Raw genomic sequence first — 11729 nt, 5'->3', positions numbered from 1 at the left:
AACCATGGATACGATCGTACCGGCCACTCCTTATGACGTTGAAGCCATTCGCAAGGATTTCCCGATCCTGGCGAAGCAGGTCTACGGCAAGCCGCTGGTCTATCTCGATAACGGCGCTTCCGCTCAGAAGCCACAAGTAGTGATCGACGCGATCAGCCATGCCTATTCCAACGAATATGCCAACGTGCATCGTGGCCTGCATTTCCTGTCGAACGCCGCCACCGAGGCTTATGAGGCAGCACGCGAAAAAGTTCGCCGCTTCCTGAATGCGCCTTCGGTTGACGACATCGTCTTCACCAAATCCTCCACCGAGGCGATCAACACGGTCGCCTATGGCTGGGGCATGCCCAATATCGGCGAGGGCGACGAGATCGTCTTGTCGATCATGGAGCATCACTCCAACATCGTGCCCTGGCATTTCATCCGCGAGCGGCAAGGCGCAAAGCTCATCTGGGTACCGGTCGACGACGAGGGCGCCTTCCATATCGAGGATTTCGAAAAGAGCCTGACCGAGCGAACCAAGCTGGTGGCGATCACCCATATGTCGAACGCGCTCGGCACCGTGGTGCCGGTCAAGGAGATCTGCCGCATCGCGCATGAACGCGGCATTCCGGTTCTGGTGGACGGGTCGCAGGGCGCCGTTCACCTGCCTGTCGACGTGCAGGACATCGATTGCGACTGGTATGTCATGACCGGTCACAAGCTCTATGGGCCGTCGGGCATCGGCGTGCTTTACGGCAAGAAGGACCGGCTGCGCGAGATGCGTCCGTTTCAGGGCGGCGGTGAAATGATCTTCGAGGTGACGGAAGAGGCCGTGACCTACAATGATCCGCCACATCGCTTCGAGGCAGGCACCCCACCGATCGTGCAGGCAATCGGGCTTGGCTATGCGCTGGACTACATGGAAAAGGTCGGTCGCGAGGCGATTGCCCGTCATGAGACAGATCTCGCAAGCTACGCAGCCGAACGTTTGCGCGAGGTGAATTCGCTACGCGTGTTCGGTACGGCGCCAGGCAAGGGAGGCATCTTCTCGTTCGAGTTGGCTGGACTGCATGCGCACGACGTTTCGATGGTGATTGACCGTCAGGGCGTTGCTGTGCGCGCCGGCACGCATTGCGCCATGCCGCTCTTGAAACGCTTCGGCGTCACATCCACATGCCGTGCATCCTTCGGCATGTACAATACCCGTGCCGAGGTCGATGCCCTGGCCGATGCGCTGGATTATGCGCGGAAGTTTTTTGCTTAAGGAGTGTCCGTATGAGCCTGGATGATAGCGAACAGAAGATCGACGTGCGCGAAGGCATCGTGCACTCCAGCATTCCGGCTGATGAACTGGCTCGCCTCAGCGACGACGTCATTATGGCGTTGAAGACGGTCTATGACCCTGAAATTCCTGCCGATATCTTCGAGCTCGGGTTGATCTACAAGATCGACATCGAAGACGATCGCATGGTGAAGATCATGATGACGCTGACGGCGCCCGGTTGCCCTGTCGCCGGCGAGATGCCGGGCTGGGTGGAAAATGCTGTCGGTTCGGTCGAGGGTGTGTCGGGCGTCGAGGTCGGGATGACCTTTGATCCGCCATGGACCCCCGAGCGGATGTCGGAAGAGGCTCAGGTTGCGGTCGGCTGGTATTGAAGCTTTAAGCCGCCCGCTTTACATTAAGGACTAGAAGCACCGGATCTTGACCCCGGTTGTGGAAGGAGATTTAGCCGATGGGCTTTGCCGTGATGAGCATGACCGATACCGCCGCAGCGCGCGTGAAGGCAATCGTCGAGAATTCGGGATCTGATGCCCTAGGCATTCGGGTCGGGATCAAGAAGGGCGGCTGCGCTGGGATGGAATATACCATCGACCTCGTAACCGAGCCGAATGCCAAGGACGACCAGATAGAGCGCGACGGTGCCCGTGTGTGGATCGAGCCGTCAGCGGTTCTCTATCTTCTCGGCACCGAGATGGGGTTTGAGCAGACGACATTGCGGTCCGGTTTCACCTTCACCAATCCGAACCAGACGTCGGCTTGCGGCTGCGGTGAATCCGTCGAACTGAAACCCGCTGACCTTGCGGCGCTTGCTGCACGCGGCGATGCCGTGGCGCCAGCGCACTGATTGTCACATTCCTCGGAATATCCGTAAAGGCCGCCATGTCGAGCGGCCTTTTCTGTTGTGCATGGTTCGCAAGCGCCGCTACGGAGCACGCAGGAATTCACGGAACGCCCGAGTAAAAGGAATCAAGCGCATAATGCTACTGCTGTTCGTGAAAGGCGCTCTGCTGGGTGTCATCATCACCGCGCCGCTCGGACCGATCGGAATGCTGTGTATCAATCGCACGTTGGACCGGGGCTTCCTTGCTGGCTTTTCCTGCGGGCTGGGCACAGCATTCGGGGACGCCAGCTATGCATTGGTGGCGGTTACCGGCATTGCCGTATTCGAGGAAGCGATGTCGGCGGCGGAACTGCCTCTGGCTCTTGGCGGCGGATTGCTGCTGCTCTGGTTAGGCCACCGCGGGCTGACGCACGACCCGGTGGAAGCGGCCGACATAGGTGCGCCGGGCCTTTTTGGAACCAGCGTCGCCACCTTTTTGCTGACGATCTCGAACCCGGCGACGATCCTGTCGTTTGGGGCGCTGTTTGCGGGATTTGGGTTGCTGGACGAAACCCGCCGCTTCAGTTCTGCGGCTATCGTCGGTGGCGTTTTTTCGGGGTCGCTTGCGTGGTGGTTCTTCTTGAGCGGCGCGGTAAGCATGGCGCGAGAGCGGTTGTCGGGCGATTTCACGTCCAAAGTCATGCGCGGAACGAGCTACCTGCTTATCGTCTTCGGCTTCGTCGCCCTTGGGGCCGGGGTCTATTCATTGCTGAAGTAGAATGCGCGATCCTCGGTTTCCGGCGGCAAAACTCAGTTGCGCCTGATACCTGGGAGGCCGCCAAAGATCGGCACCGGCCATATGCGAGAGATTTGGGTCGATGCAGACCTAGTTAGTCGAATTCGATAAAGCGCGCGCGTGTCTATTCGCGCGCTGGGGTCATCGTCACCACAGCGTCATATGCGTCGCGCAGTCCGTCTTTCTGCCCTTCCTGCCGATCGGCAGCCTGATGCAGCAGCTTTGACGCGTATCCCATCGCGTGGCTCCCCTCTATCAGGATGACGTCGGCGTTCCCCGGATTGTGTGAGCGCTCGAACCAATCGACAGATCGCTGCAGAAAACTCATTTCGAACGCTCTGTTTGTCACACCGTGGCCGACGATTGCGACGTTGCCAGTGCCATTTCGGGCGTCATGCATAACCGTCTGCAGGAACAGGCGAACACGCTGAGCCACGTCTGCCCGGCTCTCGCCATCCGGCGGACGGGCGTAGAATTTACCGCTGCTGTTACGCAGTCTGGCCCATTTTTCGAATTCATCTGGAAACTTCTGTCTTTGCTCTGCGTGGTCGTAGATCTCGCTGAAGAGCCCGAAATCCTGCTCCCGCAGCAAATAGTCCTCGCGGACATTTCCGATGAAGCCGGCTGGCAGGGATGCGAGCAGTGCATCCTTGGTTTGTCGAGTCCGCAGAAATGGAGAGTACCAGACGTCCAGCGTCTGGGATTCGTCGTCCGGCAACGACTTTAGATAGGATGCGATGACACGACCGGCCTCCAGCGCCTGCCGGTAGCCCCATTGTGTCAGCGGAACGTTGTGATCACCGAACTGGCGGTAGGCCTGTTCGCTGACGTTGCCCAGCGATTCGCCGTGGCGAAAGAGAAAGATACGCATCGGCCATCCCGCAATCTCGGATATGGAATTGGAATCGCCCCGCATCATGAACGTCCCGGCCGCCCCGAGCAACGTTGCTGCTCTGCGTGGCGGGGGATTGCGAGCACATTTCTCTCGACATCAATCCGAGCTGCTCTGATCTCGCGTCGGTGCAGGAAAAGGAAGCGGTGTCCAAAGATCATGGCGGGATAGGCATAGTACTGGACGATGCAGACCAATCACGGCTGAATGTCGATACCCGCCTCGATCGCCGCCTCGACGAAGGCCCGTCGCGCGTCCTCGTTGGTGCGCTTGCCCTTGATGACGTCGGCACAGACCAGCAGCGCCGTGTCGAGCGCGGGACCATCTTCGGTCGGCCAGTCCTCGATCATCGCCCAGGAGGCGGCCTGCGTGGTTGATATGGTCACGTATTGGCCTGGCTCTTCCAGTGCTAAGAGCACCGGCTTCGACCACGGTATCTGGGTGAGATCGCTGTCGGTTTTTGCCATCGTGCGAGTGACCTGTGTTCTTCTCAGAGGTTGTTCCTTATAGAGGCTGCTCTCCAGGTCACAAGGGGAAGATTTCGCTTTCCAGCCACCGCCGTATGAGGGCCGATGACGTGCATCATCAGAAGCGGTGGTCGATTAGGGTCACCTGTGGCGGCGATGGAGTGGAAACCCTGCAATTCACTCATTGGTTGTGGCAAGGTTCTCTCGAAAGAAACGCCCGGGCGAGGGCCGGGCGTTTCGGGTTAAGGCTACTTATTCGGCCGCTTCGGCGTAGTCTTCAAGCGGCGGGCACGTGCAGAGCAGGTTGCGGTCACCGTAGACATTGTCGACGCGGTTGACCGGCGACCAGTACTTGTCGACGCGGAAGGCGCCGGGCGGGAAGCAGGCCTGTTCGCGAGAATAGGGGCGATCCCATTCGCCGACCAGGTCTTCGACCGTGTGCGGAGCGTTCTTCAGCGCGTTGTTCAGCTTGTCGGAACGCCCTTCCTCGATGTCGCGGGCTTCCTGGCGGATCGCCAGCATGGCTTCGCAGAAGCGGTCGAGTTCGGCCTTGGTTTCCGATTCCGTCGGCTCGATCATCAGCGTGCCGGCAACCGGCCAGCTCATGGTCGGGGCGTGGAAGCCGCAGTCGATCAGGCGCTTGGCCACGTCGTCGACGGTGACGCCGCAGCTGTCGACCAGCGGGCGGGTGTCGATGATACACTCGTGCGCCACACGGCCGGCCTCCGACTTGTAGAGCACGTCGTAGGCGCCCTTCAGCCGGGCTGCGATGTAGTTGGCGTTGAGGATCGCCACTTTCGTTGCCTGTGTCAGGCCTTCGCCGCCCATCATCAAGCAGTAGCTCCAGGAGATCGGCAGGATCGAGGCCGAGCCGAATGCTGCCGCCGAGACGGCACCTGAACGGCCGTCGCTTTCCGGGTGACCGGGAAGGAACGGCGCCAGATGCGCCTTGACGCCGATCGGTCCCATGCCCGGACCGCCGCCGCCATGAGGGATGCAGAAGGTCTTGTGAAGGTTGAGGTGGGAGACGTCAGAGCCAATGTCACCGGGGCGGGACAAGCCGACCATGGCGTTCATGTTGGCACCGTCGAGGTAGACCTGGCCACCCTTGGCATGAACGAGATCGCAGATCTCCTTCACCGTTTCCTCAAACACGCCGTGCGTCGAGGGGTAGGTGATCATGCAGCAGGACAGATTGTCCTTGTGCTGCTCGGCCTTGGCGCGGAAGTCGTCTAGGTCGATGTCGCCGTTGTCGCGCACCTTGACCACGACCACCTTCATGCCGACCATCTGGGCCGAGGCCGGGTTGGTGCCATGGGCAGATGTCGGGATCAGGCAGACGTCGCGGTGACCATTGCCGTTGGCGATGTGGTAGTTGCGGATCGTCAGCAGGCCGGCATATTCGCCCTGCGCGCCGGAGTTCGGCTGCATCGAGAAGGCATCGTAGCCGGTGACGGCGCAGAGCTTCTCGATCAGGTCGTCGATCATCTCGCGATATCCGAGCGCCTGGTCTGCGGGCACGAAGGGATGGATATCCGAAAACTCGGGCCAGGTGATCGGCAGCATTTCGGCCGTGGCGTTGAGTTTCATCGTGCAGGAACCGAGCGGGATCATCGAGCGGTCGAGCGCCAGGTCCCGGTCGGAGAGACGCCTGATGTAGCGGGTCATCTCGCTTTCGGCGCGGTTCATATGGAAGATCGGGTGCGTCAGATACTCGCTAGTGCGGGCCAATCCCTTCGGCAGGCGATAGCTCGGCTCGAACTCGGCCACGGCGAAGTTGCCACCGAAGGCGCGCCAGACGGCTTCCAGCGTGGCCGGGCGGGTGCGCTCGTCAAGGCTCATGCCGATCTTGGTGGCGCCGACCTTGCGCAGATTGACGCCTTCGGCAACCGCTGAGCGCATGATGACGGCCTGCATGTGGCCGACATCGACAGTAATGGTGTCGAAGAAGGTTTCGGGCTCGATGGTGTATCCGAGCTTTTCCAGCCCCTTGGCCATCAGCACAGCCTTCTGGTGGACCTGCTGGGCGATCGCCTTGATGCCCTTGGGGCCGTGGAAGACGGCGTACATCGAGGCCATGACGGCCAGCAATACCTGCGCAGTGCAGATGTTCGACGTCGCCTTTTCGCGGCGGATATGCTGTTCACGGGTCTGCAGCGACAGACGGTAGGCGCGGTTGCCGCGGGCATCGACGGAGACGCCGACGAGGCGGCCGGGCATGGAGCGCTTGTGGGCGTCCTTGACCGACATGTAGGCGGCGTGCGGGCCGCCGTAGCCGACCGGAACGCCGAAGCGCTGCGAATTGCCGATGGCGATATCGGCGCCCATTTCGCCCGGGGACTTCAGGAGCGTCAGCGCCAGAATGTCGGCGGCGACGATCGCGATGGCGCCGGTCTGGTGCAGGCGAGAGATCAGGCCGGTGAAATCATGGACGTGGCCATGGGTGCCCGGATACTGGAAGATGGCGCCGAAGACGTCGACCGGGTCGAGATCGGTGAACGGGTTACCGATGACGACGCTCCAGCCGAGCGGCTCGGCGCGGGTCTTGATCAGCTCTATCGTCTGCGGATGGCAGGCGGCGTCGACGAAGAAGGCCTTGGCCTTCGACTTGGAGACGCGCTCGGCCATGGCCATGCCTTCGGCAGCAGCGGTCGCTTCATCGAGCAGCGAGGCGTTGGCGACGTCGAGACCGGTAAGGTCGCAGATCATCGTCTGGTAGTTCAGCAGCGCCTCGAGGCGCCCTTGCGAAATTTCCGGCTGGTAAGGCGTGTAGGCCGTGTACCAGGCGGGGTTTTCGAGGATGTTGCGCTGGATGACTGGCGGCGTGATGGTGCCGTAGTAGCCCTGGCCGATCAGCGAAACGAGAACCTTGTTCTTGTTGGCGGTTTCGCGCAGCTTGTCGAGCGCCTCGCGCTCCGTCATCGGCGCGCCCCAGACGAGCGGCGCCTTCTGGCGGATGGACGGCGGCACGGTGGCGTCGATCAGGTTGTCGAGCGTGTTGTAGCCAACGACCTTCAGCATATCCGTCATTTCGGTCGGTGAAGGGCCGATGTGACGACGGTTGGCAAAGTCGTAGGGCTGGTAGTCAGTGAACTGGAATTCGGTGGGCGTCGTCATTACGCGGTGAGCTCCTTGTAGGCCGCCTCGTCGAGCAAGCCGTCGGCATCGGCGGCGTTGGCAAGCTTCAGCTTGAAGAACCAGCCCGCACCTTGAGGATCGGAATTGACCAGAGCCGGATCGGCGACGATGGCCGGATTGACCTCGGTGATTTCGCCATCGAGCGGGCAGTATACGTCGGACGCTGCCTTGACGGATTCGACGGTGGCTGCGTTGTCGTTCTTGGAGAAGGTTGCGCCGACTTCAGGCAGTTCGACGAAGACGAGATCGCCGAGCTGATCGACGGCGTAGTTGGTGATGCCGACGGTCGCAATGCCGGATTCGATCAGCAGCCATTCGTGTTCTTCGGTAAATTTCAGCATGGAATGATCCTCTCGGGAAAAAGTTTAGCGTTTGTAGGTCGGCGTGATGAAGGGCAGGGCGCTGACGGTGATCGGCAGATACTTGCCGCGCACTTCAGCATAGATTTCGGTTCCTGCGTTTGCGTAGGAGACCGGGACATATCCCATCGCGACAGGACCTTCGACGCTCGGGCCGAAGCCGCCTGACGTGACTTCGCCTATTTCGGTCTTGCCATCGGCGTCGCCATAGAGCCTGGCATGGCCGCGCACCGGCGCCTTGCCTTCCGGCTTCAGGCCGACGCGGCGGCGCTTGGCGCCGTTGTCGAGTTCGGACAGGATACGGGTCGAGCCTGGAAAGCCGCCGGCGCGTGCGCCGCCGGTCTTGCGGGCCTTCTGCATGCCCCATTCAAGCGCTGCTTCGACAGGCGTCGTCGTCGTGTCGATATCGTTGCCATAGAGGCAGAGGCCGGCTTCCAGGCGCAGGCTGTCGCGCGCGCCGAGGCCGACGGGTTCGACATCGGGATGCTCAAGCAGCCGTTTGGCGATGTCTTCCGCCATATCGACAGGCACCGAGATTTCGTAACCGTCCTCGCCGCTATAGCCGGAGCGCGACACGAGACAGGAAACGTCGTGCAGGCGGCAGTGGCGCACGTCCATGAATTTCATGGCGGCGACATCGGCCCAGAGTTCGGCCAGCACATCCACCGAGCGCGGCCCCTGCAGGGCAATCAGCGCGCGGTCGAGAAGGGTGATGTCGCAGCGGTCGCCGATATGCTTTTGCATATGCGCGAGATCGGCTTCCTTGCAGGCGGCGTTGACGACGACGAAGAGGTGGTCGTCAAGGTGGGCAATCATCAGGTCGTCGAGAATGGCGCCGTTGTCATCGGTGAAGAAACCGTAGCGCTGACGGCCTTCGGCGAGACCGAGAATATCGACGGGAACGAGGCTTTCGAGCGCAAGGGCTGCGTCTTCGTACTTGCCCGACTTCGCCTTCACAATGACCTGGCCCATGTGGGATACATCGAAAAGGCCGGCGGCGGCGCGGGTCTGCAAGTGTTCCTTCATGACGCCGGCCGGATATTGCACCGGCATGTCGTATCCGGCGAACGGCACCATACGGGCGCCAAGCGACAGATGCAGCTGATGCAGCGGGGTTTTCTTCAGGGCAGCAGTATCGTCCAACGACGCCTCCGGGGTTTGCGCGTGGATTCCATGCGCGGGCTCAAATGTTCAGGCGCGGCTGCACCTTGTCGTTCGAGCCCCCTCTGTCCCTTTGCCTGAGATTGTTATCCCTTCGGCCCGCGTTTCAAGAACGCATCTCTCCAGAGTTCCGTCTGCCCCTTGCTGGTCCTTTGGCCTGAGAGTTTCCGGGGCGGTTGCTCCTTCGGCACCGGTCGCGACGGACCGGCTTCTCCCAACAAGGTCGAGCGCAATTATCTGGCGATGATGGGTGTTGGCAAGGGGGAATGTCGCCGGCGAGCATATTTTTGTCGCGGCGCCGGCGCTGGCGGTCGGCGCAGCACAATCAGGACTCGCTGTAGAGCTCCAGGGCCTGCTGCAGGCCTGCCTGCGGCTGCTTCTGCCCCATTGTCATGAGGTCGAGCGCGACTTCGGTCGATTGAATGATACTGGCGGGCTCATCGATGTCGGTGCCGCTGTCGACCTTGGTCTTTCGGTCTGCTGCCCGGCGCGCTTCCTTCGCCGCAGTGCTGGCGGACACGCGCGGAGGTATGCGAAGCGTTTCGAACGCTGCGGCCGCTGTACTCGCGGATATCGTGCCTACCAGAACCGTCATCGCCAGAGTGTATCGCAAGCCGGTTCGCGCTTGGCTAAGAAAACCGGTGGCATTTTAACCGACTGCGAAACCTATCTCTCCGGATGATTGGACTCGGCAATGAATTGATATAAATCCGCGCAATGACCCAAGCTCTCCTCGTCGCCATCGGCGGCGCAATCGGTTCCGTCCTGAGGTATTATGTCGGCCAGTGGGCGCTGCGCCTGGCCGGACCGGCATTTCCATGGGGCACGCTGACGGTGAACGTGGTCGGTTGTTTTGTGATCGGAGTGTTTTCCGAAATGATCGCGCGCAGATTCGACGGGTCGCCAGAACTGCGGATGTTGCTGATGACAGGATTCCTCGGGGGGCTCACAACTTTCTCAACCTTCTCGCTCGATTCCATATCGCTCTTCGAACAGGGGGCGACGGCTGAAGGTGCCATTTACATGATCGCCAGCGTCGGGCTCTCGATGGCCGCGGTCTTTGCGGGTCTTTCGATCATGCGTGCACTGGTTTGAGATTACGGTTTCCGTTTTCCGGAAAAATGCTCTAATGCCACCGGCAAAGGCCGCGTTTGGCGCGCGCAACATTTTCCGAGAGAGTAAGAATGGCTGGGATTGAACATATAACGGTGGAACCGGACGAGGCCGGCATGCGGCTCGATCGCTGGTTCAAGATCCATTACCCCGGCCTTGGTTTTGGCCCGCTTCAGAAGCTTATGCGTTCGGGTCAGGTGCGCGTCGATGGCGGCCGGGTAAAGACCGATGCGCGGGTGCAAGCCGGACAGGTGGTGCGCGTGCCGCCAATCGATGTCGATGCCAAGTCGAAGAACACTCCGATCGCCAGCCACGACCTGAAACATGGCGGCGACTATGAGCTGTTGCAGCGCATGGTGCTGCATGAAGACGACAAGGTGATTGTGCTCAACAAGCCGGCCGGCCTCGCCGTGCAGGGCGGCTCCGGCGTCACCCGCAACATCGACAAGATGCTCGAGGTGTGGACCAGCCCGAAGGGCGAAAAGCCGCGGCTGGTGCACCGCCTCGACCGAGACACCTCCGGCGTTCTCGTGATCGCCCGTACCCGCGGTGCGGCGCAGAAGCTGACGGCGGCGTTTCGTGAGCGCGACACCAAGAAGACCTACTGGGCGTTGGTGAAGGGCGTGCCGCGCAAGCACGAGGACAAGATCTCCAGCTGGCTGGTCAAGGAGCAGACCCCCGACGGCGACCGGATGCGGGTGGCAAGGCACGGCGAAGAGGGTGCCGATCACGCTATATCCTATTACCGGGTGCGCGAGACCGCGGCGCAGAACCTCGCTTGGCTTGAGATGGAGCCCTATACCGGCCGTACCCACCAGCTGCGCGTCCATGCGCTGCATATGGGCCATCCGATCATCGGCGACCCCAAATATTTCGATGACGACCACAATTGGGATTTCCCCGGCGGCATTCAGAAGCGGCTGCATCTGCATGCGCGCAAGATCGATGTCCCGCATCCGAATGGCGGGCGCCTGCGCGTCACCGCACCTTTGCCGCCGCATATGGTACAGACCTGGAACCTGCTCGGCCTCGATCTGGCCACCGCCGACCGGGAAGACTACGAATGAAACTGGCGCTGTTCGATTGCGACGGCACGCTGGTCGATAGCGCAGCCTTGATTCATGCGGTGATGGCGCGGACGTTCGTGGATTTCGGCCATGCCCGGCCTGAGCTGTCGCAGACCAAGTCGATCATCGGCCTGACGCTCGATATCGCCATTGCCCGCATGCAGGGCAAGCCGCATGTCGATGACGAGGCGGTGGCGATGACTGCACATTACAAGGCGATTTATCCTGGTGTGCGCGAAGAGGTCGGCGTTGACGTGCCTTTGTTTCCGGGCATCGAGCCGTTGATCGAGGCGCTAGCAAGCCAAGACGAGATTCTGATTGGAGCGGTCACCGGGAAATCCCGGCGCGGCCTCGTCCATATCCTGGAAGCGCACGGTCTTGCGCCGCATTTCATCGTTTCGCGCACGGCCGACGATTGTCCATCGAAGCCGCACCCGGCGATGGTGACGGAGTGCTGCAGCGAGACCAAGATGAATCCGGCCGATACCATCGTCATCGGTGATGCCATATACGACATGCAGATGGCGAAGGCGGCCGGTGCGACGGCCGTGGGCGTTTCATGGGGTTACGCTAGCATCAACGATCTTCTTGCTGCGGGCGCCGACGACATAGCCTATCATCCAACTGACATCTTGCGGCATTTTTCCTGAGG

At 61.1% G+C, this 11729-nt stretch carries 13 protein-coding genes and 2 riboswitches; of the genes, 7 read left to right on the top strand and 6 right to left on the bottom strand.

Annotated elements, in window-relative coordinates:
• Positions 1-4 precede the first annotated feature (4 nt).
• The 4 genes from ASC90_RS10925 to ASC90_RS10910 all read left to right on the top strand — a co-directional run bounded on the left by ASC90_RS10925 (position 5) and on the right by ASC90_RS10910 (position 2862).
• Entirely contained in the window at positions 5-1246 is a 1242-nt protein-coding gene (locus tag ASC90_RS10925) for a cysteine desulfurase (protein ID WP_056539558.1), read from the top strand.
• 11 nt (positions 1247-1257) lie between these two features.
• Positions 1258-1638 (top strand): SUF system Fe-S cluster assembly protein, encoded by a 381-nt coding sequence (locus tag ASC90_RS10920; protein ID WP_056539555.1) that lies wholly within the window; start codon positions 1258-1260, stop codon positions 1636-1638.
• Between the two features lie 77 nt (positions 1639-1715).
• Positions 1716-2108 carry a Fe-S cluster assembly scaffold SufA gene (gene sufA / locus ASC90_RS10915; protein WP_056539551.1) on the top strand — a complete coding sequence of 131 codons (393 nt, stop codon included), beginning with the start codon at positions 1716-1718 and terminating at the stop codon, positions 2106-2108.
• 133 nt (positions 2109-2241) lie between these two features.
• Entirely contained in the window at positions 2242-2862 is a 621-nt protein-coding gene (locus ASC90_RS10910; protein ID WP_056539548.1) for a LysE family transporter, read from the top strand.
• Positions 2863-3004: 142 nt separating this feature from the next.
• Here ASC90_RS10910 and ASC90_RS10905 read toward each other — a convergent pair whose 3' ends face one another.
• From ASC90_RS10905 to ASC90_RS10880, 6 genes are all read right to left on the bottom strand, one after another.
• A complete protein-coding gene (locus ASC90_RS10905; protein ID WP_056540228.1) occupies positions 3005-3751 on the bottom strand; it encodes a phosphoglycerate mutase family protein in 747 nt (248 codons plus the stop codon).
• Positions 3752-3969: 218 nt separating this feature from the next.
• On the bottom strand, positions 3970-4239 hold the full coding sequence (locus ASC90_RS10900) for a DUF982 domain-containing protein (RefSeq protein ID WP_056539545.1): 270 nt from the start codon (positions 4237-4239) through the stop codon (positions 3970-3972).
• A gap of 252 nt (positions 4240-4491) precedes the next feature.
• Entirely contained in the window at positions 4492-7356 is a 2865-nt protein-coding gene (gene gcvP, locus ASC90_RS10895; protein WP_056539542.1) for an aminomethyl-transferring glycine dehydrogenase, read from the bottom strand.
• Positions 7356-7718, bottom strand: coding sequence for a glycine cleavage system protein GcvH (gene gcvH, locus ASC90_RS10890; RefSeq protein WP_056539539.1), 363 nt, complete (start codon positions 7716-7718; stop codon positions 7356-7358). The genes gcvP and gcvH overlap by 1 nt, the downstream gene beginning before the upstream one ends.
• Before the next feature lie 24 nt (positions 7719-7742).
• Positions 7743-8879 (bottom strand): glycine cleavage system aminomethyltransferase GcvT, encoded by a 1137-nt coding sequence (gene gcvT / locus ASC90_RS10885; RefSeq protein ID WP_056539536.1) that lies wholly within the window; start codon positions 8877-8879, stop codon positions 7743-7745.
• Positions 8880-8952: 73 nt separating this feature from the next.
• Positions 8953-9033: riboswitch (glycine riboswitch) on the bottom strand.
• A 3-nt stretch (positions 9034-9036) separates the two neighbouring features.
• A riboswitch (glycine riboswitch) is annotated at positions 9037-9124 on the bottom strand.
• A 98-nt stretch (positions 9125-9222) separates the two neighbouring features.
• Positions 9223-9492 carry a hypothetical protein gene (locus ASC90_RS10880; RefSeq protein ID WP_056539533.1) on the bottom strand — a complete coding sequence of 90 codons (270 nt, stop codon included), beginning with the start codon at positions 9490-9492 and terminating at the stop codon, positions 9223-9225.
• Positions 9493-9614: 122 nt separating this feature from the next.
• Between ASC90_RS10880 and crcB the strand changes: the two genes are divergently transcribed.
• The 3 genes from crcB (at position 9615) to ASC90_RS10865 (ending at position 11727) form a co-directional block, all read left to right on the top strand.
• Positions 9615-9992: a fluoride efflux transporter CrcB gene (gene crcB / locus ASC90_RS10875; RefSeq protein ID WP_056539532.1), complete on the top strand. Its 378-nt coding sequence runs from the start codon at positions 9615-9617 to the stop codon at positions 9990-9992.
• A gap of 89 nt (positions 9993-10081) precedes the next feature.
• The gene (locus ASC90_RS10870) at positions 10082-11077 is read left to right on the top strand and encodes an RluA family pseudouridine synthase (protein ID WP_056539529.1); all 996 of its coding nucleotides are present in this window, start codon (positions 10082-10084) and stop codon (positions 11075-11077) included.
• Entirely contained in the window at positions 11074-11727 is a 654-nt protein-coding gene (locus tag ASC90_RS10865) for an HAD-IA family hydrolase (protein WP_056539527.1), read from the top strand. Before ASC90_RS10870 ends, ASC90_RS10865 begins: the two co-directional genes overlap by 4 nt.
• Positions 11728-11729 lie beyond the last annotated feature (2 nt).

It is taken from the genome of Rhizobium sp. Root1220 (assembly GCF_001426265.1).
Lineage (GTDB): Bacteria > Pseudomonadota > Alphaproteobacteria > Rhizobiales > Rhizobiaceae > Rhizobium.
Note: the sequence above shows the minus strand (reverse complement) of the source record. Positions and strands in the feature narration are given on the sequence as shown.

What these genes read in the sequence shown, in the direction of transcription:
- ASC90_RS10925 (WP_056539558.1), top strand. Translation starts at nt 5, where the DNA reads ATGGATACGATCGTACCGGCCACTCCTTATGACGTTGAAGCCATTCGC.
- ASC90_RS10920 (WP_056539555.1), top strand. Translation starts at nt 1,258, where the DNA reads ATGAGCCTGGATGATAGCGAACAGAAGATCGACGTGCGCGAAGGCATC.
- sufA (WP_056539551.1), top strand. Translation starts at nt 1,716, where the DNA reads ATGGGCTTTGCCGTGATGAGCATGACCGATACCGCCGCAGCGCGCGTG.
- ASC90_RS10910 (WP_056539548.1), top strand. Translation starts at nt 2,242, where the DNA reads ATGCTACTGCTGTTCGTGAAAGGCGCTCTGCTGGGTGTCATCATCACC.
- ASC90_RS10905 (WP_056540228.1), bottom strand. Translation starts at nt 3,751, where the DNA reads ATGCGTATCTTTCTCTTTCGCCACGGCGAATCGCTGGGCAACGTCAGC.
- ASC90_RS10900 (WP_056539545.1), bottom strand. Translation starts at nt 4,239, where the DNA reads ATGGCAAAAACCGACAGCGATCTCACCCAGATACCGTGGTCGAAGCCG.
- gcvP (WP_056539542.1), bottom strand. Translation starts at nt 7,356, where the DNA reads ATGACGACGCCCACCGAATTCCAGTTCACTGACTACCAGCCCTACGAC.
- gcvH (WP_056539539.1), bottom strand. Translation starts at nt 7,718, where the DNA reads ATGCTGAAATTTACCGAAGAACACGAATGGCTGCTGATCGAATCCGGC.
- ASC90_RS10880 (WP_056539533.1), bottom strand. Translation starts at nt 9,492, where the DNA reads ATGACGGTTCTGGTAGGCACGATATCCGCGAGTACAGCGGCCGCAGCG.
- crcB (WP_056539532.1), top strand. Translation starts at nt 9,615, where the DNA reads ATGACCCAAGCTCTCCTCGTCGCCATCGGCGGCGCAATCGGTTCCGTC.
- ASC90_RS10870 (WP_056539529.1), top strand. Translation starts at nt 10,082, where the DNA reads ATGGCTGGGATTGAACATATAACGGTGGAACCGGACGAGGCCGGCATG.
- ASC90_RS10865 (WP_056539527.1), top strand. Translation starts at nt 11,074, where the DNA reads ATGAAACTGGCGCTGTTCGATTGCGACGGCACGCTGGTCGATAGCGCA.